At 67.3% G+C, this 26,644-nt stretch carries 25 protein-coding genes; 3 read left to right on the top strand and 22 right to left on the bottom strand.

Annotation, left to right across the window (positions count from 1 at the left end; genetic code table 11):
• Window positions 1-8: 8 nt before the first annotated feature.
• Together WKW77_RS07755 and WKW77_RS07750 are read right to left on the bottom strand one after the other, a co-directional pair.
• A complete protein-coding gene (locus WKW77_RS07755; protein ID WP_340356280.1) occupies window positions 9-956 on the bottom strand; it encodes a hypothetical protein in 948 nt (315 codons plus the stop codon).
• Window positions 957-1,055: 99 nt separating this feature from the next.
• Entirely contained in the window at window positions 1,056-1,739 is a 684-nt protein-coding gene (locus tag WKW77_RS07750) for a hypothetical protein (protein WP_340356279.1), read from the bottom strand.
• Between the two features lie 222 nt (window positions 1,740-1,961).
• Here WKW77_RS07750 and WKW77_RS07745 point away from each other — a divergent pair, with 222 nt between their 5' ends.
• Window positions 1,962-2,135, top strand: coding sequence for a hypothetical protein (locus tag WKW77_RS07745; protein ID WP_340356278.1), 174 nt, complete (start codon window positions 1,962-1,964; stop codon window positions 2,133-2,135).
• A gap of 40 nt (window positions 2,136-2,175) precedes the next feature.
• Complete coding sequence (locus tag WKW77_RS07740) at window positions 2,176-2,892, top strand: DUF899 family protein (RefSeq protein ID WP_340356277.1); 717 nt, start codon at window positions 2,176-2,178, stop codon at window positions 2,890-2,892.
• Here the strand turns inward: WKW77_RS07740 and WKW77_RS07735 are convergent.
• Together WKW77_RS07735 and WKW77_RS07730 are read right to left on the bottom strand one after the other, a co-directional pair.
• A complete protein-coding gene (locus WKW77_RS07735) occupies window positions 2,877-4,352 on the bottom strand; it encodes a DUF2252 domain-containing protein (RefSeq protein WP_340356276.1) in 1,476 nt (491 codons plus the stop codon). The genes WKW77_RS07740 and WKW77_RS07735 overlap by 16 nt on opposite strands.
• A gap of 75 nt (window positions 4,353-4,427) precedes the next feature.
• The gene (locus WKW77_RS07730; RefSeq protein WP_340356275.1) at window positions 4,428-5,387 is read right to left on the bottom strand and encodes an AraC-like ligand-binding domain-containing protein; all 960 of its coding nucleotides are present in this window, start codon (window positions 5,385-5,387) and stop codon (window positions 4,428-4,430) included.
• A 147-nt stretch (window positions 5,388-5,534) separates the two neighbouring features.
• Here WKW77_RS07730 and WKW77_RS07725 point away from each other — a divergent pair, with 147 nt between their 5' ends.
• Window positions 5,535-6,563: a carbon-nitrogen hydrolase family protein gene (locus WKW77_RS07725; protein WP_340356274.1), complete on the top strand. Its 1,029-nt coding sequence runs from the start codon at window positions 5,535-5,537 to the stop codon at window positions 6,561-6,563.
• Here the strand turns inward: WKW77_RS07725 and WKW77_RS07720 are convergent.
• The 18 genes from WKW77_RS07720 to WKW77_RS07635 form a co-directional block, all read right to left on the bottom strand.
• A complete protein-coding gene (locus WKW77_RS07720) occupies window positions 6,560-7,006 on the bottom strand; it encodes an acyl-CoA thioesterase (RefSeq protein ID WP_340356705.1) in 447 nt (148 codons plus the stop codon). The genes WKW77_RS07725 and WKW77_RS07720 overlap by 4 nt on opposite strands.
• A 38-nt stretch (window positions 7,007-7,044) precedes the next feature.
• Entirely contained in the window at window positions 7,045-7,584 is a 540-nt protein-coding gene (locus tag WKW77_RS07715; RefSeq protein ID WP_093160925.1) for a MarR family winged helix-turn-helix transcriptional regulator, read from the bottom strand.
• Window positions 7,581-8,357 (bottom strand): SDR family NAD(P)-dependent oxidoreductase, encoded by a 777-nt coding sequence (locus tag WKW77_RS07710; protein WP_340356273.1) that lies wholly within the window; start codon window positions 8,355-8,357, stop codon window positions 7,581-7,583. Before WKW77_RS07710 ends, WKW77_RS07715 begins: the two co-directional genes overlap by 4 nt.
• A gap of 65 nt (window positions 8,358-8,422) precedes the next feature.
• Window positions 8,423-9,172 (bottom strand): SDR family NAD(P)-dependent oxidoreductase, encoded by a 750-nt coding sequence (locus tag WKW77_RS07705; protein WP_340356272.1) that lies wholly within the window; start codon window positions 9,170-9,172, stop codon window positions 8,423-8,425.
• 4 nt (window positions 9,173-9,176) lie between these two features.
• Entirely contained in the window at window positions 9,177-10,769 is a 1,593-nt protein-coding gene (locus tag WKW77_RS07700; RefSeq protein WP_340356271.1) for an ATP-dependent acyl-CoA ligase, read from the bottom strand.
• Window positions 10,759-11,490 (bottom strand): ABC transporter ATP-binding protein, encoded by a 732-nt coding sequence (locus WKW77_RS07695; protein WP_340356270.1) that lies wholly within the window; start codon window positions 11,488-11,490, stop codon window positions 10,759-10,761. The genes WKW77_RS07700 and WKW77_RS07695 overlap by 11 nt, the downstream gene beginning before the upstream one ends.
• An 82-nt stretch (window positions 11,491-11,572) precedes the next feature.
• Window positions 11,573-13,288 carry a branched-chain amino acid ABC transporter ATP-binding protein/permease gene (locus tag WKW77_RS07690; RefSeq protein WP_340356704.1) on the bottom strand — a complete coding sequence of 572 codons (1,716 nt, stop codon included), beginning with the start codon at window positions 13,286-13,288 and terminating at the stop codon, window positions 11,573-11,575.
• A 206-nt stretch (window positions 13,289-13,494) separates the two neighbouring features.
• On the bottom strand, window positions 13,495-14,550 hold the full coding sequence (locus tag WKW77_RS07685) for a branched-chain amino acid ABC transporter permease (protein WP_340356269.1): 1,056 nt from the start codon (window positions 14,548-14,550) through the stop codon (window positions 13,495-13,497).
• 151 nt (window positions 14,551-14,701) lie between these two features.
• Entirely contained in the window at window positions 14,702-15,859 is a 1,158-nt protein-coding gene (locus tag WKW77_RS07680) for an ABC transporter substrate-binding protein (RefSeq protein WP_340356268.1), read from the bottom strand.
• 202 nt (window positions 15,860-16,061) lie between these two features.
• Window positions 16,062-16,532, bottom strand: coding sequence for an aromatic-ring-hydroxylating dioxygenase subunit beta (locus WKW77_RS07675; protein ID WP_340356267.1), 471 nt, complete (start codon window positions 16,530-16,532; stop codon window positions 16,062-16,064).
• The gene (locus WKW77_RS07670) at window positions 16,529-17,851 is read right to left on the bottom strand and encodes an aromatic ring-hydroxylating dioxygenase subunit alpha (RefSeq protein WP_340356266.1); all 1,323 of its coding nucleotides are present in this window, start codon (window positions 17,849-17,851) and stop codon (window positions 16,529-16,531) included. The genes WKW77_RS07675 and WKW77_RS07670 overlap by 4 nt, the downstream gene beginning before the upstream one ends.
• Window positions 17,852-17,957: 106 nt before the next feature.
• Window positions 17,958-19,100 (bottom strand): ABC transporter substrate-binding protein, encoded by a 1,143-nt coding sequence (locus tag WKW77_RS07665; RefSeq protein ID WP_340356265.1) that lies wholly within the window; start codon window positions 19,098-19,100, stop codon window positions 17,958-17,960.
• 119 nt (window positions 19,101-19,219) lie between these two features.
• Entirely contained in the window at window positions 19,220-20,377 is a 1,158-nt protein-coding gene (locus tag WKW77_RS07660; RefSeq protein WP_340356264.1) for an ABC transporter substrate-binding protein, read from the bottom strand.
• A 254-nt stretch (window positions 20,378-20,631) separates the two neighbouring features.
• Window positions 20,632-21,363 carry an SDR family NAD(P)-dependent oxidoreductase gene (locus WKW77_RS07655; protein ID WP_340356263.1) on the bottom strand — a complete coding sequence of 244 codons (732 nt, stop codon included), beginning with the start codon at window positions 21,361-21,363 and terminating at the stop codon, window positions 20,632-20,634.
• The gene (locus WKW77_RS07650; protein WP_340356262.1) at window positions 21,360-22,169 is read right to left on the bottom strand and encodes a cyclase family protein; all 810 of its coding nucleotides are present in this window, start codon (window positions 22,167-22,169) and stop codon (window positions 21,360-21,362) included. Before WKW77_RS07650 ends, WKW77_RS07655 begins: the two co-directional genes overlap by 4 nt.
• Before the next feature lie 111 nt (window positions 22,170-22,280).
• Window positions 22,281-23,534 (bottom strand): SDR family NAD(P)-dependent oxidoreductase, encoded by a 1,254-nt coding sequence (locus WKW77_RS07645; RefSeq protein WP_340356261.1) that lies wholly within the window; start codon window positions 23,532-23,534, stop codon window positions 22,281-22,283.
• Window positions 23,531-24,712, bottom strand: a complete 1,182-nt coding sequence (locus tag WKW77_RS07640; protein WP_340356260.1) for a thiolase family protein — start codon at window positions 24,710-24,712, stop codon at window positions 23,531-23,533. The genes WKW77_RS07645 and WKW77_RS07640 overlap by 4 nt, the downstream gene beginning before the upstream one ends.
• A gap of 309 nt (window positions 24,713-25,021) precedes the next feature.
• Window positions 25,022-26,638, bottom strand: a complete 1,617-nt coding sequence (locus WKW77_RS07635) for an AMP-binding protein (protein ID WP_340356259.1) — start codon at window positions 26,636-26,638, stop codon at window positions 25,022-25,024.
• Window positions 26,639-26,644: the final 6 nt, after the last annotated feature.

Raw genomic sequence — 26,644 nt, 5'->3', positions numbered from 1 at the left:
GGCGCCCGTCAAAAACTGACCGCAAGGCCCAGGGAAAAGCCGGACACGTTGTTCCCGAAGACGTACCGGATGACGGCCCGCGCGCGCGTGACGAAGATGTCGTGGGCGCTCGTGTCCAGCTCCATGCCCACGCCCAGGGTGGTCAGCCGGTTGAATCCCAGGATGTCGGCCTGGCTTCCGAGGTAGTGCGAGTGCGAGAACTCCAGCACGTATCGCACGGGGCGGTCCAGGGCGACGAAGCCGGTCGGTGCCCGCCAGCGGGCCCATACATTGGCCGTCCTCGCGGAGGCGCTCCCTTCGACCGCAGCCGTGGTGTTTCCGAAGCTCCTGAGGAGGATGTTGGTGTATCTCAGCTCGACATCCACCTCGTGGTCTTCCCGATAGTGCTCCCAGTCGAGCATCACCGCGCCCCCGAGTCCATACGCGTTCAGCGTGCCCCGGTCCAGGAAGTCGATCTGTCGATCGGTCACGTGCTCGAGGTAGACCTTCGCGACCTGCAGGTCGCTGGCCACCTTGCCGAGCGAGAAATCGAAAATGGGCCTGAATGCCAGCTCGGGCGTGATGCGGAAGTCCCATCCGATGCCGCCCGTGCCGGTGATCGAATTCCACCTGGTCGGCACCTGGCGCGATTCGGTGCCGTCGGTGGCGATGAACGTGGGGTCGTAGCGGCTGTAGGCGATGGCGCCCTCGAGGTAGAGAGGCACCGACTTGCTCACGGTGAAGCCGCCGCCCAGTTGGCTCATGGAGACCCCGGGATCGCCCGTTGCGGCGTTGCGGATCGACAGGCTGCTCGACGCGAGATCGGGGACCGCGGAATAGGCCATCATCGCGAGGACACCATTCGCATAGTCCCGCACGCGCGGGCCCGTGATCTCCAGTCCCTGCGCACAGGCGTTCCCGCACACCAGCAGGGATGCGGTGAAGGCCTGCAGGCAGAAGCGGCAGAGTGCATTCATGTGTGGCGCGAGGCAGTATCGAAGGTGGCGGGAAGATGCGGACCAACACCATGCAGGTGCCTGCAACCGACGCGCCCAGGAACTGAGCGCGCCACGCGGTCAATTCCCGCCGGTCGCTATCTTCGAGCAGTTTCCGAACTCGCAGCGAAGGGCAAGTGTCTGGCCGCCTGTGCATTGAACGCTGTATCGCTCGAAGCCGGGGCCTTTCTCTTCGAGCACGGCCCGCGGCGCGGCGCTGCAGTTCGTGGCCTTTGCAAACTTCTCGGCGACGTACGTATCGAGTCCCGTCTTGCGGCTTGGCAACGGAGGTCCGATCTGCACGGCAGCGACATAGGTGACCGTCACGTTCGGGTCCGTGTTCCTGTAGCCCTTGCGGGCCATGCAATCGACCAGGGCCGTTTGCTGCATCTTCGGCTCCGCGGGCCCTCCGCCCGGATATGCCTCGTCGTACACCGCGGTCGCGATACCGCCGACCAGCGCTGCGCCCGCCACCGCCACGGGAAAGACCATGGCCACGCCGATCACGATGACGTCCGAGACGTCGCTGCCGTAGGTTCTGGTGCGCTGCATTCGCATGTTCGACGCCAGGGTCCGGCACGCTTCGACGTCCCTGGCAAAGGCATCGGGCTGGACACCTTCCATGTCGACCATCGGCGCGTAGGCCGCACCTGAACCTTGACCCGGCACGGTCGACGGCTGGGTCGTGCAACCGCAGGCAAGTACGACGGCGCAGATTGCACTCAAGAGGTTCTTCACAGGCATCCGGATGGCGGTGACGTTCATTGGCGAGCAGTGGTGCGCATCGACAAGCCCTCCTTGGCAATCACGGACGTGAAGCCGGGCAAGAACATCGAGATGAATGCGTAGGTGATCCAGCGTTGCATGAGAAGCGAGTTCCTGCAGGCGAAAGAAGAGGGCCGCGGATGGCATTGTGGGCTTGCACGGCGGGATCCGGACGATCGGCGAGCGAGGGGAATCCCTCGGGGCAGCCAACGCACTCCCCCTTTGCGAAAGTCCAACGACCAACGCGCTGCGCGTGACGACATGGCCGGCGTCTTCGAGGACCCGCAGACGCGCCACCGCGAGATCGAGCTGCATCTGCCGCACCGCGCGTCGCCCATGCTCGGCGAGCACAGCGCGACGAACTGGGCATCGACGAACGGCAATTGCAGGCCCTGAGGGAGCGGGCAATCATCTGAATCCACCATCGGAGATGCAGATGCCCGCCTCCCCCGAACTCACGAGCGCAACCGAACTCGCGCGCCGCAGCAACCGCAACTTTCCCGGCGAAAGCGGCGCCTACCGTGAAGCCCGCACCGCGCTGCTGGCCGAAGAAATCGAACTGCGCCGCCATATCGAGCGCGTGGCCGAGCAGCGGCGCAGGCTGCCGCCGGGCGGCGTGGTGCCCGAGGACTATGTGTTTGAGGGCGCGCACGGGCCGGCCCGCTTGTCGGCGCTGTTCGGGCGCCACGACACCCTCGTGACGTACAACTGGATGTTCGGCCCGCAGCGCGAGCGCCCCTGCCCGATGTGCACGTCCCTGCTGGGCGCATTCGATGGCGAGATGCCGGACATCCTGCAGCGCGTGGCCTTCGCAGTGATCGCGCGGTCGCCGGTCGAGAAGATGGTCGCGTTCGCGAAGGAGCGCGGCTGGCGGCACCTGCCGCTGTATTCATCGCAGGGCAGCGACTTCAACCGGCTCTATGCGTTCGAGAACCCCGATGCGAACGAAGACGTCCCCGCCTTCAACGTCTTCCACCGCGAAGGCGGCGTGATCCGCCACTTCTGGGGCGACGAGATGAACATGGAGACCGCCGACCCGGGCCAGGACCCGCGCGGCGCGCCGGACCTGATGCCGATCTGGAACATCCTCGACCACACGCCTGCGGGGCGTGCGAAGGACTGGTATCCCTCTCTGGATTACCCGGCCTCCTGAGGCTGCGCCTGCGTGGCGAGCCGCTCCAGCGCGGCGACTTCGATGATGCCTTCGCGCGCGGCGGCCGCGAAGGCGTTGTAGTCGTGCTGCGTCTGTTCGGCGTAGGCTGCGGCGAAACGCACCATGGCGTCGTCGAACACATCCGACTTGCCGAGGTAGCCGCCGATCGAGGCCGCATCGCCCGACTTGGCATGCGCGAGTGCGAGCGCCCAGCCGCAAAGGCCACTGTATTCGACGAAGCCCGCCGGCGTCGTCATGCCGGGCTCCAGGTCGACGCCGCCCTTCATGTCGCGCAGCTGGCGGATGTAGAAGTCCACGCCGTCGATGTGCCCCCAGCCGAGGAAGATGTCGGGCGAGCCCTGGATCAGGCGCTGCCCCATCACCACGCGCTGACCCTGGTTGGCCGGCACGTCGCTGCGCGCGGGCAGATGCGCGGCGAGCACCGAAGGCTGGGCCTCCTTCATCTGGAGGAACAGCGGGTCGTCCTCGTCGCGCCCCTGCAGCAGCACCACCCAGCAGCGCGTGCCGACGCTGCCCACGCCGACCACCTTCTGCGCCACGTCGATGATGCGATAGCGCGAGAGCAGCAGCCGGCGATCCGGCGCGAGCGATTCGAGGTACGCAGCAAGGGCATGGCCGAGCGCGTCCTGCACCGGGCGGCCGGTGGAGGTGCGCGTCGAGCGAACGATGAAGGGGTGCTGTTCGACGATGCGGTGCTGGTCGTCGACGAGGTCGGTCATCTTGTCGAGCACCTGCAGGTGCGTGCGCCTGCGCGCCTTTTCGAGCACCGCGGCTGCGGCGCCGCGAAACGCCATCGGCAGGGATTCGATCAGCCGGTCGCTGTCGATGGTGTCGTACCACACCTCCAGAGTGCCCATGCCGGCGTATCGCCGCATGCGCTCGCGGTAGGTCGACGTGGCCTGGTGGGCTGCGGCCTCGCAGTCGGCGATGCTGCCGCCGAGATACTGCGCGGCCACGTAGGCGCTCGCCGCCAGGCGCTTCACGTCCCATTCCCAGGGGCCGTGCTGCGTCTCGTCGAAGTCGTTGATCGCGAAGACGAGCTGGCGCTCCGCCGATGCGAACACGCCGAAGTTCGCGACGTGCATGTCGCCGCAGGCCTGCACTTCGAGGCCTGTGGTGCGGCTGCGCGCCAGGTCGGCCGCCATCACGGCAGCCGACCCGCGCAGGAACGCGAAGGGCGACTGCATCATCCGCGCATGGCGCACCGGGATCAGCTCGGGAATGCGCGTCTTCGCCTGCCGGCGCAGGATGGCCACGGGATCGACACCGCGAGGACGTTCGAAATCCGCATGGCTCGTGCGCGGGATGCGTTCGCGCAATGCCTTGCCGGCCGCCATGCGCTCTTCGACGCCGGGCCGCCTGGCTGTGAACGCATGCATCAGCTCCTCGACCGGCGCCGTGATGGGGCCGATGGCCGAGATCCCGTTGTGACGTGCCATTCCTCGCTCCGTGCTGTGGGGATGGGGAACATTCTGCTTCACCCAGGGCCACGCGGAGACGCGCTTTTCACGCCGTCAGTGGCGCCGCCCCAGCCGCCAGTCGCGCGGCGAGCAGCCGAAACGTTCCCTGAAGGCGCGGCTGAAATGCGCCGGGTCGCTGAAGCCGCGTCCGTAGGCGATCTCGCCCACCGTGCGCCCGGCCTCCCGCGGGTCGAGCAGGTCGCGGCTGCAGGCTTCGAGCCGGCGATCCCAGATGTACTGCGAGAGGGTCAGCGGCTCGCTCTTGAACACGCGGTGGATCTGGCTCGCGGACATGCCGAGTTCCGCAGCCAACATGCCGACCGACAGCGCGGGATCGTCCAGCCGCGCATCGATGCAGCGCTTGATGCGCGCCAGGTGGAAGGCGGTGAGGTTGCTCAATGAAGGCGAACGCGCGGCTGGCAGCGTCTGCAGGCCGGCGACGAGGATGTTCAGCACCCCGTTGGCGACCGCCAGCGCCGAAGCCGGCTGCAGCGCGTCGATGTCCTCGCGCAGCGTTCGGATCATGCTGAGCATCAGGTGGCCCGCCCCTTCGCGGCCGGAGACGGTGGTGGCAGTGAGCGCCTCGGTGTCGCGCAGCTCGCTGCGCAGCCGCTCGCCGGGCAGCTTGAGCACGATCTGCTCGAAGGCGTCGTCGAAGAGAAGCTGGTAGGGCCGCGTGCTGTCGTAGAGCGCGAAGTCGCCGACCGAGAGCACCGCATCGCGCCCGTCCTGCCGCACCACGCCCTGGCCGCGCGCCTGAATGCTGACGAGGAAGTAGTCGTCCGACGAGCGCGCGATATGGCCGGAGGTGCGCATCACCTTCTGCGGCCCGGAGGTGACCACCGAGACATCGAGGCTCGGCAGCGTGTGCTGGCGGATGCTGCCGTCGAAGTCGCCGCGCGCGCTCGCCACCGGGTCGCAGCCGAGCTGGACGTAGACATTGCAGATCATGTCCGTCCAGTAGGCGAGCCGCTGGTCGCGGGGAACGACGTCGGTGCTGAGCAGCCGGGTCATCGGGAGTCCTTTGTTGCAACGCTGGATCAAGAACGCTGCGCGTCCGGAGCAAGCCCGGCGCAGGCCGCGAACTTACGCTTCAAGCAACGCGCATGCCACAGCGCTAACCCGGAGAGTCGCTCTTTCAACCCACTCGGAGTTCGAACCATGTCCAGCAAGACCCATCCCCGCCTTCGCGTTGCCGCCGTGCAGGCCGCGCCCGTGTTCCTCGATCTCGACGGAACCATCGACAAGACCATCGACCTGATCGCGCAGGCCGCGCGTGACAAGGTGCAACTCATCGCTTTTCCCGAGACCTGGGCGCCCGGCTACCCATGGTGGATCTGGCTCGATTCGCCGGCCTGGGGCATGCAGTACGTGCAGCGCTACCACGACAACTCGCTCGTCATCGGCTCGCCCGAGTTCGACCGCATCCGCGAGGCGGCGCGCAAGCACCGGATGTGGGTATCGCTCGGCTTCAGCGAGAAGGCCGCGGGCAGCCTCTACATCGCGCAGGCGCTGATCGACGACCAGGGCAATGTCGTCCAGACGCGGCGCAAGCTCAAGCCCACGCATGTGGAGCGCACCGTGTTCGGCGAAGGCGACGGCTCGGACCTCGCCGTGATCGAGACGCCGATCGGCAACATCGGCTCGCTCTCGTGCTGGGAGCATCTGCAGCCGCTGAGCAAGTACGCGATGTATTCGCAGAACGAGCAGATCCACTGCGCGGCGTGGCCGAGCTTCTCGCTCTATCGCGGCGGCGCCTACGCGCTGGGCGCCGAGGTCAACAACGCCGCGAGCCAGGTGTACGCGGCCGAAGGCCAGTGCTTCGTGATCGCGCCCTGTGCCACGGTGTCGAAGGCGATGCACGAGATGCTGTGCACCGATCCGGGCAAGCAGCAGATGCTGCTGGTGGGCGGCGGCTTTGCGCGCATCTACGGGCCGGACGGCGCGCCGCTGGGCACCAACCTGCCGGAAGACCAGGAAGGGCTGGTGGTGGCGGACATCGACCTGGGAATGATCTCGCTCGCCAAGGCGGCGGGCGACCCCGCGGGGCACTATTCGCGGCCGGATGTGACGCGGCTGCTGTTCAACAAGACGCGGCGGGAGCCGGTGGTGATGCAACGCAGCATGGAGCTGGAACCGGCCGGCTTCGAGGCGGTCGCACCGAAAGCCGAAGCCGCCGCGAGCGCCTAAGTCGCGCCGCGCTCGATGGATGCGCGCAGGTGCGCAGGAATCTCGATCGCCCGATGGGTTTCGAGCGAAGTGGTGACCAGCACCTGCCGCATCCGCATGCGCGTCTCGCCTTCGGCGTCGAAGCAATGCAGGCCGAGCGTGATCGAGCGCGTGCCGAGCTGTTCCACCTTCAGCCCGAGGATCACGTGGTCGCCCATGCGGCTCACCGCGCGGAAGTCGGCTTCGAGCCGCACAGTCGGCAGGCCGATGCGCTGCTCGACGATCAGCTCGCGATAGCCGATTGCGAGCCCGTCGTTGACCCAGTCTTCGACGAGGCCGTTGAACATCACGAAGTACTGCGGGTAGAAGACGATGCCCGCCGGATCGCAGTCGGAGAAGCGGATCAGCCGCTCGCGGCGGAATTCCCCGCCGGGCGGCGGCGTCACTGGAGTACCTTCGCGCAGCAGCGCTCCGGTGTTCGCCTTCGGAACGGCCGTGCGGCTCACGCGTTCTCCTCGGCGGACGGCTCGTTGCGCATCACGTGCACCCGCAGCTGGCCCAGTTGCGCGTAGAGCTGCCGCACCGTCTTCGTGTCGAGGCCCGAGAACATCTCGAGGATCCACTGCTCGTGCTCCTTCGCCATCGCCTCGAAGCTGCGGCGGCCCTTGGCGGTGAGGCTCACGATCCATGCACGGCGGTCGTCGGGGCTCGGCGTGCGCGAGACGAAGCCCTCGCGCTCCAGTTCGTCGGTGAGGCCGGTGACGTTGCCGCCGGTCACCATCAGGTAGCGCGAGAGCACGCGCATCTTCAGGCCCTCGCGATAACGGTAGAGCTGCGCCATGTAGTCGAAGCGCGCGAGCGTGATGTCGAAGCGCTCGCGCAGGCGCTTGCGGATCTCGGCCTCGATCTGCGTGGTGCTGGCGAGCATGCGCAGCCAGAGCTTGAGCACCGCGTGGTCGTCGTGGCGTGCGCGGGCCTCGTGGCCGAGTTCCTCCGCGTCGCTGAGCGCTGCGTGCGATGGGTCGTTGGTACTGTCGATCATGGTGTGACTTCTCCCCCTGAAACGGAAATCGATTGTCCATTCATCGAGGCGGCGCCCTCGCCGCACAGCCAGCGCACCGCGTCGGCCACCTCGGCCGGCTGCACGATGCGGCGCTGCGGATTGACCGCGGCGAATTCCGCCAGCGCGTCGGCTTCGCTGCGGCCGGTCTTGCCGACCACGTTGGCGACGCTGTTGCGCAGGATGTCGGTTTCCGTATAGCCCGGGCACACCGCGTTGACCGTGATGCCCTTGCGCGCCACTTCCAGCGCGAGCGATCGCGTGAGCCCGATCACACCGTGCTTGGCCGCCGCGTAGGCCGAGACGTAGGCGTAGCCCTTCTGCCCCGCGGTGCTCGCGATGTTGACGATGCGACCCCAGCCTGCTTCCAGCATGTCCGGCAGCGCGGCCTGCGCGCACAGGAAGCTGCCGGTGAGGTTGACCGCGAGCATGCGCTGCCACAGGTCGACCGAGGTCTTGAGGAAGGGCGCGCTCTCGGCCTGGCCGGCGTTGTTGACGAGGATTGAAATCGGACCCGAAGCCGCGCGAAGCGCATCGAACGCGGCGCGCACCGAGGCCTCGTCGCTCACGTCGGCCGCGGCGACCGCGTGGCCGTTGCCCGCCAGCGCCTTCTGCACCTTCTCCAGCGCGGCGCGATCGCGTCCGATGAGGCTGACGCGCGCGCCTTCCGCAGCGAGTGTTCTCGCGATCTCCGCACCGATGCCACGGGCGGCTCCGGTAACGACGGCGTGGCGACCTTGGAGGGCAGTGTTCATGGTGTACCTAAAACATTGACAACTAAATCAATTCTATCGCGTGGACTTGCGAGCGTGCAAAACGCTCAGCGCATGAAGCGCCCACCGTTGAGGTGGAGGGTCGCGCCGGTGGTGAAGGCGCCGGCCTCGGAGGCCAGGTAGACCGCCGCCGCCGCGACTTCGCGCCCTTCGCCGAAGCGGCCCAGCGGAATGGTGGCTTGCAGCGCCTGCCGGCGCGGTTCGTCCATCGCGTCGAGCAGCGGGCCGCGGATGGCCGCCGGCGCGATCGCGTTGACCGTGACGCCGTGCGGCGCGAGTTCCTGCGCGAAAGAGCGCGTCAGTGCCAGCAGCGCGGCCTTCGACGCTGCATAGTGCGCGCCGGTGGCGGTGCTCGCCTGCTGGCCGGCCATCGAAGACAGATTGATGATCCGCCCCGATCTCCGCTCGCGCATGTGGCGACCGGCGATGCGGCAGCCGAAGAAGCTGCCGCGCAGGTTGACCGCCATCACGGCGTCCCATTCGTCGCCCCCGATGTCCCACAGCGAGGTCGAGGGCGTGAGCGCGGCGTTGTTGACCATCACGTCGATGGCGCCGAAGCGCTGCACGGCGGCATCGAAGCACCGTGCGAACGCGGCTTCGTCGCGCACGTCCAGCGGCATCGCGATGCATTCCCGGCCTTCGGCCCGCAACGCCCCGGCAACCGCCTGCGCCGAGTCCCCATCGATGTCGGCCACGACCACACTTGCGCCCGCCTCGGCGAGGCCGCGCGCAATGGCCTCTCCCAGCCCCCGGCCCGCGCCCGTCACGAAAGCAGCCCGACCGGCCAACGAGAACATCGTCTTACCTGCCGCGCCCGGCGGGTCGCCGGTCCCAGGTGGATCCGCTCACGCCACGTTCGCGCAGCTTGTATTTCTGCACCTTGCCGTTCTCGGTGCGCGGCAGGTCGTCCATGAGGTCGATGTAGCGCGGCACGGCGAAGTACGGCAGACGCGCCTCGCAGAAGCTCGCGAGTTCGGCGAAGTCGATGCGGCAGTCGGCGCGCACGACGAGCGCGGCCATCACCTCGTCTTCCGCAAGCTCCGAACTCACGGGGTAGACGGCGCACGACGCGACCGAAGGATGGCTCAACAGCACCTGCTCGACTTCGAACGAGGAGATGTTCTCGCCGCGCCGGCGGATCGCGTCCTTGATGCGATCGACGAACCGGAATGCGCCATCGGCCTCGCGGATCACGCGGTCGCCGGTGTGGAACCACAGGTTGCGCCACGCCTCGACGGTCTTCCCGGGCATGTTGAAGTAGCCGCTCGCGAAGGCGTAGGGCTCGTCGGCGCGCAGCAGCAGTTCGCCCGCTTCACCCGGCGCGACTTCGACATCGTCGTCGTCCGCCACGCGGGCCTGGAAGCCATCACGCACCCAGCCCATCACGCCGCCGCGCGGTGAATCGGGTGCGGTCGCGATCACGAAATTGGTTTCGGTGGAGCCATAGCCTTCGAGCAACCGCACGCCGGTTCGCTCGAAGAAAGCCTTGCCCGCCGCCGCCGGCACGCCGGGCCCGAGTCCGACGCGCACGCGGTGGTCGCGCTCGCTGCCGCCTTCGGGCTGCGCGAGCAGGATCGGCACCATCGCGCCGAGCAGATAGACGACGGTCGCACCGCTCGCGCGCATCGCGGGCCAGAAGCCGGATGCGGAGAAGCGCGATTCGAAGACCACTTCGCAGCCCGTCACCGCCGCCTGCGCGAAGGTGTTGAGCGCATTGATGTGGAAGAGCGGCAGCGTGGTGCACAGCACGTCCTCGGCGCCGACGCCGAGCACTTCGGCGCTGTTCACGCCCCACCAGAAGTACTGCGCATGCGGGCAGACCACGCCCTTCGCGGGGCCGGTGGTGCCGGAGGTGTAGAGGATGGCGATCGGTTCGCCGGGTTGAACCCCGGCCGGAAGAACCGGTTCGGAAGGCTCGGGATATGGAGAAGCACGCACGGAGGAAGGCGCTTGCCATTCAGTCTTCACCTCACCGATCACCCAGATCTCGCGCAACTTCGTGCGGGCGAGGTCCGCAGTGTTCAGGCGTTCGAGGAACTCGGCTTCGATCACCAGCAGCTTCGCTTCGCTGTTGGCTAGGAAGTACTCGATCTGCGGCCCCATCGATGCGGTGTTGACCGGCACCGTCGCAGCGCCCATCCAGCCGGCGCCGAGGAAGACTTCGAGGAACTCGATGCGGTTGCCGCACATCAGCGCGATGCGGTCGCCGCGCGCGACGCCTGCCTGCATCAAGGCGCCGGCACGCGTGGCGGCGGTCGTGGCCGCGTCCTCATGCGACCACTCACGACCCGCGATCTTCAGCAGCCGGCGGCCCGGGAACAGCGCGGCCTGACGCTGCAGCAGCGCCGGCAGCGTGCGCTGCGCAGGCGCGATCGCGCGGGCCTCACTCGTCATCGTGGGTGCCTCCACCCAGGTAGGTGGCCTGTACGCGCGGATCGCTCTCCAGTTGCGCCGACGGGCCAGAAAGCGCGATCTCGCCGGTCTCCAGCACGTAGCCGTGATCGGAGCTTTCGAGGGCGGCGCGGGCGTTCTGCTCCACCAGCAGGATCGAGACGCCGTCGTCGCGCAGCTTGCGCACGATGGTGAGGATGTCGCGCACGATCAGCGGCGCGAGACCGAGGCTGGGCTCGTCGAGCATCAAGAGGCGCGGCTCCGACATCAGCGCACGGCCGACCGCGAGCATCTGGCGCTCGCCACCGGAGAGCGTGTCGGAGCGCTGCGAGCGTCGCTCGGCCAGGCGCGGGAAACGGTCGTACACGAATTGCAGGCGCCGCCTCAGCGCATCGCTCTTGAGCCGCTTGGAGAACGCGCCGAGCTGGAGGTTGTCGAGCACGGTGAGTTCGCCGAAGAGTTCGCGCTTCTCGGGCACGAGGCACAGGCCGCGCTCCACACGCGCTTCGACGTCGAGCCCATGAAGGTCCTCGCCTTCGAAGCGCAGCACGCCCTTGCACGGCAGCAGGCCCATCACAGCGGCCAGCAGCGTGGTCTTGCCTGCGCCATTGGGGCCGATCACGGAAATGATCTGGCCCTTGTCGAGCTTGAGCGACACGCCGCGCACCGCATCGACCTGCCCATAGGAGACATGCAGGTCGCCGATTTCCAGCATTGCGGTCATTGATTCACCCCCAGGCTTGTCACTTCGTTTCCTTCTCCACCCCCATCCAGGGGGCCCGCGCCTTCGGGCGGCCGTGCGGCGCTCATACGACGCTCCCAAGATAAGCCGCCTGCACACGCTCGTCCGCACGCACCGCGGCGGGCACGCCTTCCACCAGCTTGGAGCCGAAGTTCATCACCACCAACCGATCCACCAGTTTCATCACGAAGTCCATGTCGTGCTCGACGATGAGGATGGTCACGCCCTCCTCGCGCAGCTTGCGCAGCAGGTCGCCGAGCGCCATCTTTTCCTTTCGGCGCAGACCCGCCGCGGGTTCGTCTAGCACCAGCAGCACCGGGTCGGCCGCGAGTGCGCGGGCGATTTCGAGAATGCGCTGGGTGCCCAGCGGCAGGCTGCCCGCGAGTTCATGCGCGCGGTCGCCGAGGCCGATGCGATCGAGCTGGCGCTGCGCTTCCTGCAGAATCTGCTGCTCCTCCGTACGATCCAGCCGCAGGCCCGCCTTGAGCAGACCCGAGGTGGTGCGCGAATGCGCGCCGAGCGCGACGTTGTCGAGCAGCGTCATGTGCGGCCGCAGCTTGACGTGCTGGAAGGTGCGCGCGAGCCCCAGCCGCGCCACCTTGCGCTGCGGCATGCCCGCGATGTCGTGGCCGAGGAAGCGCACCTGCCCGGCCGTCATCGGCAGCGTGCAGGTCAGCAGGTTGAACATGGTCGACTTGCCCGCGCCGTTCGGGCCGATCAGGCCGAGGATCTCGCCTGCATTGACGTCGAAGCTCACCTCGTTGACTGCGACGAGGCCGCCGAAGCGCTTGACCGCACCGTTGACCGACAGGATCGGCGTGCCGCGTTCGGGCAAGGTGCGATGCGGCAGCGGCTCGACCGGGCCCGAGGCCTCGCGCGTCGGGGCAGCGAAGCGGCCGCGCGTGAAGCGCCGCACGAAGCCCATCAGGCCGCCGCGCGCGAAGTGCAGCAGCAGGATGAAGAGCGTCGCGAAGGCCACCGCCTCCAACTGGCCGGCTCGCTGCGTGAGCAGCGGCAGCACGTCCTGCAGCGCGTTCTTCATCACCAGCACGAGTGCGGCACCGACGAGGGCGCCCGCAAGCTGCCCCAGGCCGCCGGCAACCGCCATCAGCAGGTACTCGATGCTCGCGCGCACGTCGAAGGGCGACGGGCTCACGAAGCGGTTCATGTGCGCATACAGCCAACCCGCAAGGCCGGCGTAGAGCGCCGCGGTGACGAACAGCGAAAGCCTCACGCGGTACGCGTCTTCGCCGACGCTCGCCAGCAGGATCGATCCGCCGCGCAGGCTGCGGATCGCGCGGCCGGGCCGCGACTGCAGCAGGTTGTTGCTGAACAGGAAGGCCAGCCCGACGATCACCCAGATCAGGTAGTAGATCGCGCGCGGATCGGCCAGCGAGAAGCCGGCGATCGTGAGCGGCGGAATGTTCGACAACCCGGTGTGGCGCCCCAGCGCATCGACATTGCCGAACAGCATCGCGATCGACAGCCCCCACGCGATGGTGGACAGCGGCAGGAAGTGCCCGCCCAGGCGCAGCGTGAGCAGGCCGATCGCGAGCGCCGACAAGCCCGTGAGCGCGAGCGCGAACGCGAGCCCGATCCACGGCGACATGCCTTGCGTCGTCGTGAGCCATGCCGAGGCATAGGCCGCGATGCCGACGAAGGCCGCCTGCCCGAAGGAGGTCGCGCCGCCGATGCCGGTGAGCAGCACCAACCCGAGCGCGACCAGCGCGCCGATGCCGATGTCGTTGAGCAGCGAGACGGTGAAGTTGCCAGCCACCATCGGCGCGAGTGCGAGCGCGAGGATCAGCACGCCGATCCAGAGCCGGCGCGAGGCCAGCCCGCCGCCCTTGGCGGTGGAGGCATGCGACACGACGGCCTTCGCGCCGAGTGCGAGCGCCGCCTCGTCCTGTCTTCCCATGGTCTGGCTCATCAAAGCACCCTCGCGCAGCAGCGCTTCGGGATTCGCCTTCGGGGCGGCCGTGCGGCTCATTGCTCCACCTCGTCTTCTTCCTCTTCGGAATGCACGCTGAGGAAGGACCTCAGCATCAGCACCGGGATCAGCAGGCTGAACACGATCACGTCCTTCAATGCGCCGCTCCAGAACGACGCGAAGCTCTCGACCACGCCCACGGCGAGCGCGCCGACCGCCGTCATCGGGTAGCTCACGAGGCCGCCGATGATCGCGGCCACGAAGGCCTTCAGTCCGATGATGAAGCCCGAGTCGTAGTACATCGTGGTCACCGGCGCGATCAGCACGCCGATGAGCCCCGCCAGCAGCGATGCGCTGCCATAGGCCAGCAGCGCGGTGCGCGCCGGCCGGATGCCGACCAGCCGCGCGCCGACGCGATTGACCGCGGTCGCGCGCAGTGCCTTGCCGGCCACGGTGCGTTCGAAGACCAGGAAGAACAGGCCGCTCAGCACGATGGCCGAGGCGACCATCAGCACGATCTGCCCGCTGACCGTGAACCCTTCGCCAAGGGGGATGGTGCCGCTTGCCAGCGGCTGGGTGCGCGAGCCTTCCGGCCCGAAGAACAGCAGGCCGAGGCCCGACAGCAGGAAATGCAGCGCGAGCGACACGATCAGCAGCACCAGCACCGAAGCATCGGCGATCGGCTGGAAGACGATGCGTGCGAGCAGCGGCGCGATCGGCACCACGAGCAGCACCGTCACGGCGATGTTCACCGCGGCCGGCGCGCCGGCGCGCGATGCGGCCCAGGCCAGCGCGCAAGGCACCAGCGGAAGCACACCCCAGGCAAGGACCGCCTTCGGAATCGCGGCCGCTTCGCCCTTTCGGATGAGGCTGCCGATTTCAGTCAGCGTTGCAATCGCGGCCAGGACAGCGACCAGGCCGATGGTGGGCGGAAGGCGGTTGGTCTCGAAGGCAGCCAGCGTCAGCGCCGCGAAGGCAGCGATATCGCCGAACGGCACGAACACCACCCGCGTGACGGAAAAGATCAGCACAAGCCCCAGCCCGGCGAGCAGATAGACCGCGCCATTGGCGAGCCCGTCGATGCCCAGGATGAGCGCTACGTCCCATGTCATTGCAAATATCCTCTCGATTGGTGAAAGCCCATCCGGCGAGCGCTATCAGTCGCGGGCCGCCGCGGAACCGGCTTCGCCGGGCCGCTGGCGGCGCCCCCTCGAAGGGGGTTGGCGGCCACACGAAGTGGGCAAGCCTGGGGGTGGTTCATGTTCAGGGGGCGAGCTTCCATTGGCCGTTGTCGAGCTTGACGATGACGCGGGCGCGCTCGTCGACGCCGTACAAATTGCCGGGCTTGAAGTTGTAGACGCCGTGCGTGCCGATGACTTCCTTGGTGCTCGCAATGGCGTCGCGCAGCGACTGGCGGAACTCCGGCGTGCCCGGCTCGCCCTTGGCGCGCGCGGCGGCATCGGTGAACACCAGCCAGCCGTCGAACGAGTAGGCCGAGAAGGCGTCGCTGGTCGGCGCGTTGTTGACCTTCTGGAAGATGGCTCGGAAGTCCATCGCGATCTTCTTCGTCGGGTACTCGGCCGGGAGCTGCTCGGCGACGATCACCGGACCGGTGGGCATCAGCGCGCCCTGCCCTGCCGCACCGACGACGCGCACGAAGTCGGGGTTGATGAGGCCATGCTGGCCATACACCGGGCCCTTGAACCCGCGCTCGTTGAGCGCCAGGAACGGCAGCGCGCCCGGCGTGCCGGCGCCGCCGGTCATCACCGCATCGGGCTTCATCGCGAGCAGCTTGAGGATCTGGCCGGTGACCGACTGGTCGGAGCGCGCATAGCGTTCGTTGCCCAGTACCTTGATGCCGGCCTCGGGCGCGGACTTCATCAGCGCGTTGTAGACGAGGTCGCCCCACGCATCGGAGAAGCCGATGTAGCCGACCGTCTTCACGCCGTCCTTCTTCATGCGCTGGACGACCGCGTCGATCATGAGCTGCGTGGGCTGCGCGACGGTGAAGACCCAGCCGTTCTCTGCCGGATCGAGCTGGATCGGCGTGAGGCCGATCATCGGCACCTTGGCATCGCGGCCGACCTGCGCCATCGCGATCGCGGCGGGCACGCCGGAAGTGCCCATGAGCACGTCGACCTTGTCTTCTTCCACCAGCTTGCGGGCATTGCGGCCGGCGTTGGTCGGGTCGGAGCCGTCGTCGAGCACGATGAGCTGGATCTTGCGTCCGTTGACCTCGCCCTTGTAGGCGAGCGCGGCCTGCATGCCCTTGGCATACGGCACGCCGAGCGACGAGTTCGGGCCGGAAAGCGAAACGCTCAGGCCGACCTTGAGATCGGCCGCGAATGCCGTCACCGCGAGGCCGGCGCCCATCGCGGCTGCCAGCGCGGTGCGCGTCAAGGTCTGCATCAAGCTCTTCATGTCGTGACTCCTGGTGGTGGAAATGGATGAGCGGACTTGCTCAGAAGGTATGAATGAATCCGGCGTGCCCGAGCAGGCCGTCAGAACGCGTCCGACCAAGGCGCAAAGCGCAGTCATGGCTCGGGCCATGGCGAGCATTTGCAACGCAGAGCGGGCGTGTTCTGGCGGAATGAGCGGGCATGGCGGGTTCTTTCATACCTTCTCAGATGAACAACTGAATGGCCGGCAGCGCGCGCGCGGCATTGAGGAGATCGACGCGCTTCTGGCGAATGGCCCAGCCGGCCGCGTCGCGAACGAGTCGATGCCGGTAGGTGCCGGCGAGCATCACCTGCTCGTCGCCGCGCGCCTCGACGTAGATGAAGGGAGTGCGCAGCTCGACCTCGCCGGTCGCCGCGTCTTCGCGCTCGATGATGGAGCGCTGCAGCACATGCTGGCAGTGGCTGGCCGGATGCTGCGAATGCGCGCGCGGGTTCTTGAGGCGGTCGACGCGCAATTGCAGCAGCAGGCGATCTTCGTAGGCGATCGAGTTGTGCGAATGCGGATCGGCCTGCGCCGCGCCGAGCAGCGGCACCCAATAGCGCCCGTCCTCGGCGAAGAGCGCGAGCCATTCGTCGAGGCGGCCGGCATCGAGAAGTGCCGCTTCGTCGGCGATGAAGTCGCGAGGATCGGTCATCGCTTCTGCTCCATCCCGGCCGTCATGAACTTGGCCCACGCGCGGAACTGGTTGCGCATCAGCAGCTCGTTGGTGCCGTTGGTAGTGATCGACGCCTGCGACAGCTCGCCCGGATCGAAATTGCGATGCAGGCTCACCCACTCGTTGCCCTCGGCATGCAGGCCGACCTGGATGCTCTCGAAAAGATGCACGTCGTCGTGCGCGACGATCGACATCGGCGAGAAGACGAGGCGGTTGTAGGTCATCGCGCGCTCGAAGAGCAGATCGGGTGCCCCTGCTGCGCGGAAGGCCCAGGCCTCGATCAGCGTGCGGTTGGCCGACAGCGGCCGGATCACGCGGATGGCCTGTGGCGAGCCCTTCACCGACAGGCTCGGGAACAGGACCGAGTTCTGCGGCGAACGCTGGAGGATCTCGATCGCGCGCTCGTCGCCGTGCGCTTCGCGCATCGCCGCTTCGTAATCCGGCAACTGCGCGTAGTTCGAGTGGATGCTGAAGTTCACCCCGAGCACGCTGTGTCCATTGGCGAACACCCGGCCGCCCATCTTGTCGAAGAAGTCGTAGCCGGAGCCGAAAGGCAGGATCTGCTCCATCGCCATCGGCTTGGGTTCATCGGCCGCGCGGCCCTGCCAGAGCGCATCGGCGGCCTGCGTGGCGGATTCGTGCGTCGACATCGGATGCACCGTGTCGTTGATGTTCTCCAGGTACATCTTCCAGTTGCAATGGATGATGTTGCGCATCACGCCGCCGGCCGCGTTGAGCTTGCCTTCGGGCGAGCGGTCGACCATGTTGTCGATCGCGCCGAGCACCTCGCCGAAGTATTCGTGGAACTCGGGGCCTTCGTCGGCGATCCGCGCGAAGACGAAGTCGCGGTAGATCGCGACATGCTTCAGCTCGCTCAGGCCCCGGCCCGATTCGCACTCCTTGAGGCGCGTGCCTTCGTAGCCGTTCTTGAGCGGGATCGCGAGCGGCGCGCCGTCGAGCTTGTAGGTCCACGCGTGGTACGGGCAGCGGAAGAACTTGCCTGTGTTGCCGCACTCGTCCGACACCAGCCGCGCGCCCTTGTGCGCGCAGCGGTTGTAGAGCACGCGGACATTGCCGTCGGCTTGCCGCACCATCATCACCGGCCGGCCCGCCAATTCGAGCGAGTAGAAGTCGCCCGGATTCGGCACCTGGCTGGTGTGACCGACATAGAGCCAGGTGTTGGCGAAGAAGCGCTCCTGTTCCAGCGCGAAGATTTCTTCGCTCAGGTAGATGTCGCGGTGCACGCGGTCGTCCTGCACGAGCGCGCGGATGGCTTCGGGCTGGTTGCGGTAGGTCATGGCTTCTCTGGCTAGGGGGCGCGCCGCGCACGGCCGCCCGAAGCGGCCGCGCCGCCCCCTTGCAGGGGGTTGGCGGCCACACGCAGTGGGCAAGCCTGGGGGTGGGTCATGGAACCAGCTTCCACTGGCCCTTTTCGCTCTTCACGATCACGACCGCGCGCTTGTCGGAGCCATAGCGGTCGTCGGGCTTGAAGTTGTAGATGCCATGCGTGCCGACCAGCTCCTTGGTGCTCACGATCGCATCGCGCAGCGCGGTGCGGTACTGCGGCGTGCCGGGCTCGGCCTTGACCCGCGACGCGGCATCCGCGAGCAGCAGGTAGGCGTCGTAGGTGTAGGACGAGAAGGCATCGTTGGGCAGCGATCCGTTGGCCTTCTTGTAGGCATCGCGGAAGTTCATCGATACCTTCTTGATCGGGTTGCTGTCGGGCAACTGATCCGCCACCAGCACCGGGCCGCTCGGCACCTGCAGCCCTTCGATGGATGCACCGCCGACGCGAACGAAGTCGGCGTTGATCAAACCGTGGGTGCCGTAGATCTTGCCCTTGTAGCCACGCTCGGCGAGCGCGAGGTACGGCAGCGCGCCCGGCGTGCCGGAGTTGCCGGCAAATACCGCATCGGGTCGGGCCGAGATGATCTTCAGCACCTGCCCGGCGACGGACGAATCGCTGCGCGCATAGCGCTCGTTGGCAACGACCTTGATGCCGGCGGCATCGGCGCTCTTGACCAGCGAGTCGTAGGCGAGATCGCCGAGCGCGTCGGAGAAGCCGATGAAAGCGACCGTCTTCACGCCGGACTGCTTCATCTTGTCGACCACGGCCGAGACCATCAGCGGGAAGGGCTGCGACACGGTGACGGTCCACGCACCTTCGGGGCCGGGGATCGTCACCGGGGTCGGCGAGATCAGCGGCGTGTTGAGTTCGCGCGCGACGGCGGCGATCGCCATCGCACCCGGCACGCCGGAGGTGCCGATCAGCACATCGACCTTGTCTTCCGTCACCAGCTTGCGCGCATTGCGGCCGGCGGTCGTCGGGTCGGACGCATCGTCGAGCACGATCAATTCGACCTTGTGGCCCGCCAGCACCGGATGCTCGGCGATTGCCGCGCGGATGCCCTTCTCATAGGGAATGCCGAGCGCCGACACCGGGCCCGACAGCGAACTGATGACGCCGACCTTGAGATCAGCCGCGAAGGCCTGCGTGGCTGCCAGCGCGATGGCCGACAAGCAGAGGAGAGAAGACAGCTTTTTCATCGTTCAGAAAGGTTGAGTGGTTTTGCCAGGGATGCCGCGAAGCCGGCTTCGCCGGGCCGCTGGCATCGCCCCCTTGAGGGGGTGGAGAGCGACACGAAGTGCGCGAGCCTGGGGGTGGATTAAGGAACCAGCTTCCATTGACCTTTTTCGAGCTTCACGATGACACGCGAGCGTTCATCCGAGCCGTAGCGGTTGTCGGGCTTGAAGTTGTAGACGCTGTGGGTGCCGACCAGCTCCTTGGTGCTCACGATCGAATCGCGCAATGCAACGCGATACGCCGGCGTTCCGGGTTCACCCTTGGTGCGCGATGCGGCATCGAGGTACAGCAGCCATGCATCGAACGAGTACGCCGAGAACGCATCGGTCGGTGCCGCGCCGTTGGCCTTCTGGTAGGCGCTGCGGAAGTCCATCGAGACCTTGCGGATCGGATTGCTGTCGGGCAGCTGCTCGGCCACGATCACCGGGCCGGTCGGCGCGAGAAGCCCTTCGACGGCCGGACCGCCGACGCGCACGAAGTCGGGATTGATGAGCGCGTGCGTGCCGTAGATCTGGCCCTTGTAGCCACGCTCCTGCAGCGCGAGATAGGGCAGTGCCCCCGGCGTGCCCGAAGTCCCGGTGATCACTGCATCGGGACGCAGCGCGACGATCTTCAGCACCTGGCCCGTCACCGACGCATCGGCGCGCGCATAGCGCTCGTTCGACACCACCTTGATGCCGGCAGGCTCGGCGCTCTTCTGCAGCGCGTCGTAGACGAGGTCTCCCCACGCATCGGAGAAGCCGATGTAGCCGACCGTCTTCACGCCCGACTGCTTCATGCGCTCGACCACGGCGCTGACCATCAGCGGCGCGGGCTGCGGCAGCGTGACCATCCACGCGCCCTCTTCGCCCGGCAGGTTGGCGTTGGCGATGGAGATCAGCGGCGTCTTGGTTTCGCGCGCGACCGCGGCGATGGCGAGCGCGCCCGGCGACCCGGCCGTGCCGATGATGACGTCGACCTTGTCCTCGTCGATCAGCTTGCGTGCATTGCGCGCGGCGGTCGACGGGTCCGATGCATCGTCGAGCGAGACGACCTGGATCTTCTTGCCGTTGAGTTCCGACTTGTAGGCGATCGCGGCCTTCATTCCCTTGTCGTAGGGAATGCCGAGCGACGACACCGGCCCCGACAGCGAGGTGATGAAGCCGACCTTGAGATCGGCTGCCAGTGCATTCGTGGCGGTCAGGACGCCGACGGCAGCGGCGAGGCCGGCCATCGAGAAGAGACGAGTCAAAACTTTCATGCAGGGCTCCTTGGTATTCCGATGGGTATAAGCAGGACTCACGCCAACCAATGATTTGTGAAATGTTTAGAGGTAAACCATGCTAACGGGCACCTATCGCCCTGACAAGGCAGTGAAAACGCGAACATGAGTTCTCCCCCAGCCTCGCCCACTGCGTGTGGCTCGGGCACCCCCTCACCGGGCACCCCCAGCGGCCCGGCAAAGCCGGTTCCGCGGGGTTCCTGGCATTCGCGGCGCGGAGTTCATGTGCACTACTAAAGGGCCAGGCTGCCCACGCTGGTGCCACCGCACACATAGAGGACCTGACCGGTGACGAAGCTGTTCACGGGCTCGGCGAAGAAGCGCACCGCGCGTGCGACGTCGGCCGATTCACCCAGTCGCTTGACGGGTATGGATGCGGCGAGCGCGCGTTCCTTCTCGCTGCCGGCTTCGACCACGTCGTAGAACATGTCGGTGCGAATCGGCCCCGGCGCGACGACGTTGACCGTGATGCCATCCGGCGCGAGTTCGAGCGCCCAGGTGCGCGCCATGCCGAGCATGCCGGCCTTGGTGGCGGAATAGCTGGTGCGCGTCTGGAGACCGACCGCTGCACGCGAGGACAGCAGCACCACCCGGCCGAAGCGCTTCGCGCGCATCGTGGGCAACGCGGCCTGCACGAGCTGGATCGCGCAGCCCAGGTGCAGTTCCACGAGCGCATCGAGATCGTCGAGCTTCACGTCCGCGAGCAGCGCGGGACGAATCACGCCGGCGTTGTGGACCACGGTGGTCACCTCGAAGCGCCGTGCGAGTTCCGCCGCCGCTTCGGCGGTGGCGGCGCGGTCCATCAGGTCGACCTCGATGCTGTGCAGCTTCGGATGGTCGATGTCGCAGCGGCGCCGCGCGAGCGACACCACTTCGTAGCCCTGCTCGAGCAGGTCTTCGCAGATCGCCTTGCCGATGCCCGCGCTGCCGCCCGTGACGGCCGCGACCTTCGTCCCCGCGCTCATGCCGCAGCTCCCACCAATGCGAGCACGCGCAAGGGGCTGCCGCTGCCCTTCTCGATCTTGAGCGGCGGACAGATCAGCACTGCGCCGCTCGGCGGCAGCAGGTCGAGGTTGCTGAGGCACTGCAGGCCATACCGCCCCGCGCCGTGCATGTAGTAGTGGCACGGATACGGCGGCCGCAGGTGGTAGCCCTGCCCTGCGTCGGTGCCGATCGCCTCGGAGCCGAAGCCGAGCACGTCGCGCTGCTCGACGAGGTAGCGCACCGCTTCGGCGCTCGGGCCGGGCGTGTGCTGGCCGGTCTCGTCGAAGTTCTGATAGGCCTCCGGGTCCTGGCGCTTGGACCAGTCGGTGCGCATCAGCACCCAGGCGCCTTTCGGGATGCGGCCATGCTTCGCCTCGTACGCCTCGATGTCCTCGATGGTGAGCAGGTAGTCCGGGTCGTCCTTCACTTGCGGCGAACAGTCGATCACGCAGGCCGGCGCGACGAAGTGCTGCACGGGGATGGTGTCGACCGAGTTGTTCGGCAGGTCGCGGCCGGAGATCCAGTGGATCGGCGCGTCGAAGTGCGTGCCGGTGTGCTCGCCGCAGGAGAAGTTGTTCCAGTACCAGCCCGGTCCGCGCTCGTCGTATTTCGACACTTCCTCGATGCGGAAGGGCCAGCACTGGCCCATCTCGGGCGGCAGCGCGATCTGCGGGAATTCGGGCGTCAGCGTCTGCGTGAGGTCGACGACGCGGATGCGTCCGCTCGCCATCGCCGTCACGAGGCCGCCGAGGATTTCGGCGGTGGACATCAGTTCAGTGGTGGTCATTTTTCTCTCCAGATCAGGAACACCGCGAAACCGGCTTTGCCGGGCCGCTGGTGTTGCCCCCTGCAAGGGGGTTGGCGGCTACACGAAGTGAGCAAGCCTGGGGGTGTGCCATCAATTCCCGCCAGCAGCGAGTTCGCGTTCCAGCACCTTCGGGTTGTCGCGCCAGCGTTCGAGCCACTCCTGGGCCACGTCGCCGGGGTACACGTCCTCGACGCCGTCGCGCAGCGCCTTCACGATCGCATTCGCGAGTGCGCTCGGCGCGAGCTTGGGCGGCGGCGTGTGCTGGTTCCATTCGTCGTCGATCGGGCCGGGGAACACGTTCACGACGCGAATGCCGGCCGGCCGCATCTCCGCGCGCAGGCATTGCGCGAGCGAATGCGCTGCGGCCTTCGACGCGCTGAAGGTGCCGTGCGGCGGGAAGTTGGAGAGCGCATAGATCGACAGCAGGTTGACCCAGGCGGTCGCGCCCGTGACGCCATCGGCCGAGCGGCCCTTGAGCGCCGGGCCGAACTCCTGCGCCAATCGCAGCAGGCCGAAGTAGTTGATGTCCATCTCGGCCTTGGCCACATCGGTGCCACGCCGCGCGCCGATGCCGAAGGTGCGATGCACTTCCGCGTTGTTGATCACGATGTCGACCTTGCCGCCGATCTCGCCGGCCAGCTCGCTCACCGAGCGGCCGTTGGTCAGGTCCAGCGGCACCAGCGTGACCTGCGGCAACGCGGTGATGTCTTCGAGTCCGCCCAGCTTCTTCCAGGGCTCGGCGTGACCGACCCAGACGATGTCGGCGCCGGCCTTGACCAGTGCACGAACCATCGCCTGGCCCACTTCGGTCTTGCCGTCGGTGACGAGCACCTTGCGGAATTTGGGGTCGCTCGTCATTTCACGGAGCATCTTGTCGTCAGCCATGTGGGGGCTCCCTTCGTTCGGAAATCCAATGAGGACGGCCTGCCCGGCGCGGTCCAGCCGTGCGCCGACGCGCACGCGCTGCGGCGCATCGCCGACTTCGCCGTGGAGGTGGACCATCAGCGTCGGGCCGGCATCCAGATGCACGAGGCCCAACCGCCATGGCAGCCGTTCGCGGAAGAACAGGTCATTGCTGTGGTGCAGCGTGGTGGTGCTCAGCAGTTCGCCTTCACCACTCTGCTCGCGCCAGTGCAGACGCGGCGAGAGGCACTTGTGGCAGGCCTCGCGCGGCGGGTATTGCACCGTGCCGCAGTCCTCGCAGGTCTGCAGCACGAAGCGGCCTTCCGCGGCACCGGCCGTGATGCCGAGCGCGACACGGCCGCGTGCCCAGGGCGGCAGGTTCATCTGCCGGGTGCGCAGGACGGGGTTCTTGCGCTTGGGGCGCATCAGTGGCATGGTCATGCCGGTCTCCCGAGGATGATCGCGCCGGTACACAGGCACCGGTCATAAGTCACCATGCCGAAGCCGGCGACGAGGCCCAGTTGCGCATCGGGCACAGCGCGCGAATCGGCCGTATCGGTCAACTGGCGGATGGTCTCCGTCATGCCGAGGAAGCCGCCGGCGGCGCCAGCTTGACCCGCCGAGAGCTGCCCGCCACTGGTGTTGTTCGGGAAGCTGCCCTCGTTCGTCATCACATGCGACTGCACGAACGCCGAGCCCTCTCCCTTCTCGCAGAAGCCGAGATCCTCGAACTGCATCATCACGATGACGGGATAGTCGTCGTAGGTCTGCACGAAGTCGATGTCCGCCGGCTTCACGCCTGCTTGCGCATAGAGGTCGTCGCGGTCCATGCGCCAGCCGCCGCGCACCATCACCGGGTCTTCGGAATAGGCGTTGTGCCGCTCGATCGCGCCACGGATCACCGCATGCGGCAGGCCGAGGTCGCGTGCGCGCTCCTCGCTCATCACGAGGAAGGCTTCCGCCCCCGCGCAGGGCATCACGCAGTCGAAGAGATGGATCGGGTCGGAGATCGGCCGCGCGGCCATGTACTCGTCCAAGGTCAGCGGCTTCTTGAACATCGCATGCGGGTTCTTCAGCGCGTTGGTGCGCTGGTCCACGCAGATGCGGCCGAAGTCCTCGCGCTTCGCGCCGAAGGTGCGCATGTAGTGCGAGGTGATCATCGCGAAGATCGAGTTCGGGCCACCGGAGCCGTAGGGATAGGTGGCGTCTCGCGCGAAGTTGCTGAAGCTGCCGAGCGTGAGGCGGAACGAATCGACGTGATTGGTGTCGGCGGCAACGCATGCCACCACATCCGCATCGCCTGACTGCACCGCGCGTGCGGCACGGCGCAGGCACATCACGCCGGACGCTCCGCCGGTTGGCACGTGGTCGAGCCATCGGGGTGAAAGGCCCAAGTGCTGGGTGACGCCGACTGCCGTATCAGGCACCAGCGAGAAGCTGCTGACGCATAGGCCGTCGATCTGTTCTTTCTTCAGCCCGCTCTCTTTCACTAGGGCTTCGATCGCCTGGCCGAGAAACCAATGGGCACTGCGCGTGGAGTACCGCACGTAGGGCACCGTCACCGGCACCGCTACGGCGACGCCTTCGTAGGAAAGTCGACGTCTGCGGGTGGTGTTCATCTCGGTGCCTCCACGATGCGCGGGGGGCGTGGCGAGGACGCCGGGTAATCCCCTCCGCGAATGTCCCCCGCCTGCGGCTCCTCCTCTATTTCGCTGCGGGGACCACCCGACACCCTCGCCACGGGAGACGATGCGTTGTGCTGACCGATCAACCACGGCCGTGATGGATCACGACGATGGTGTGCTCTGCGCAGCGAAATAAAGGAGGAGCCCGAAGGGCGGGGGACATTCGCGGAGCAGAGCACACCGTCGGCGTGATCCCGCCCCCACCCCCAAACCCCACCTCGATTCAAGTTGATCAATCGCATGCTAGTTCTGCCTCTTCTTCATGGCCCGCGTGTCGACGCAGTGCGCCTGCCCTGGCAGCGACTGCGCGAGTTCACGCAACTGCCCGCGCTGGATCTTCTGTGACGCAGTGAGCGGCAATGCATCGACAAAGGCGACGTAGCCCGGTGCCTTGTAGTAGGCGAGTTGCGCCAACGCATGGTCGACGATGCTGGCTGCGACTTCGGCGGAAGCGGAAGCGTCGTCCCGCAACACGATGCACGCGAGCACCTCGTCGCCGCGCACGGTATCGGGCGTCGCCGCCACCGCCGAGGTCTTCACCGCCGGATGCTGGTTGAGCACGCTCTCGACCTCGACCGCCGAGATGTTCTCGCCGCTGCGGCGAATCACGTTCTTCTTGCGATCGACGAAGAAGTAGTTGCCCTCGGCATCGCGGCGCACCATGTCGCCGGTGTGGAACCAGCCATCGACCCATGCTTCTCGGGTGGCCTCCTCGTCCTTGAGGTAGCCGGAGAAGAAATAGCGCTTGGGATCGTCGCCCGACGAGCGCACCAGCAGTTCGCCCGGCGTGCCATCGGGCGCATCGCGGCCCTCGTCGTCGACGAGGCGGATCTCGACGAAGTCTTCGCGGCGGCCGAAGCAGCTGGTGCCGACATGGCGCGGCGCGTGGTTCGCCATCACGCAGGCGGCGGCGCCGGTTTCGGTCATGGCCCACGCTTCAACCAGCGGGAAGCCGAAGCGCTCTTCGAACGGCGCGTGGTTCTTGCGGTCGACACCGGCGCCGAACCCCCAGCGGATGTCGTGCTCGCGGTCGGCATCAACGGGCGGCGCCGACAGCAGCATCGCAGGCATCACGCCGAGGTAGTGCACGATGGTCGCGCGGCTCTCGCGCGCACTCTGGAGCCAGCTCTTCGGGTGGAAGCGATCGAGTTGCACAAGGCAGCCGCCGGCGACCAGGACCACCATGGTCGAGAACGCCATCGCATTCACATGGTTGAGCGGCAGCGGCGTGATGATGCGTTCGGCGTCCGGCCGCACCGGACAGAGGTCGCCAAGCTCCGCATACCACTGGCCGGCGCGCAGGAAGTACTCGTTGCTCAGCATGCAGCCCTTGGGGCGGCCGGTGGTGCCCGACGTGTAGAGCAGCGCGCATTCGGTGGCAAGGCCGACCGGCTCCGAGGCGCGTGGCGCGGGCTTCGTCGCGGTCGGCACCGCGTCGTCCGGACCCATCGTTTCGAAAGGGATGCCAGCGGTCTTCGCGGCAGCGCGCAGGTCGTCCGCACGGTTCGGCAAGGTCACGGCCAGGCCGATCTCGCTGTGGCCGATCAGGTAGCTCAGCTCGGCCGAGCGCATCTCGGCGTTGATCGGCACCACGCTGACGCCCAGGGCGTTGAGCGCGAACCAGTGGAAGAGGAAGGCCGGCCGGTTCTCCAGCAACAGGCCGACGCGATGGCCGTGGCCGTAGCCCGCCTTGGCGTAGGCGGCGCGCAGGCGTTCGACCTGCGCGGCGGCATCGCCCCACAGGATCGCGCCGGGCGCGATGTCGTAGGCCTTCGCGGTCACCGACTCGGTGAACAGGAATTCGCCCTGCGGCGTGCGCCGTGCGCTCGCGCCGAAGGCGTCGTGAACGGTGTGGTGCATGGCGAC

The organism is Variovorax ureilyticus (assembly GCF_037889935.1).
GTDB classification, from domain to species: domain Bacteria; phylum Pseudomonadota; class Gammaproteobacteria; order Burkholderiales; family Burkholderiaceae_C; genus Variovorax; species Variovorax ureilyticus.
The sequence above is the reverse complement of the archived record's forward strand: the minus strand, read 5'-3'. Positions and strand labels throughout refer to the sequence as shown.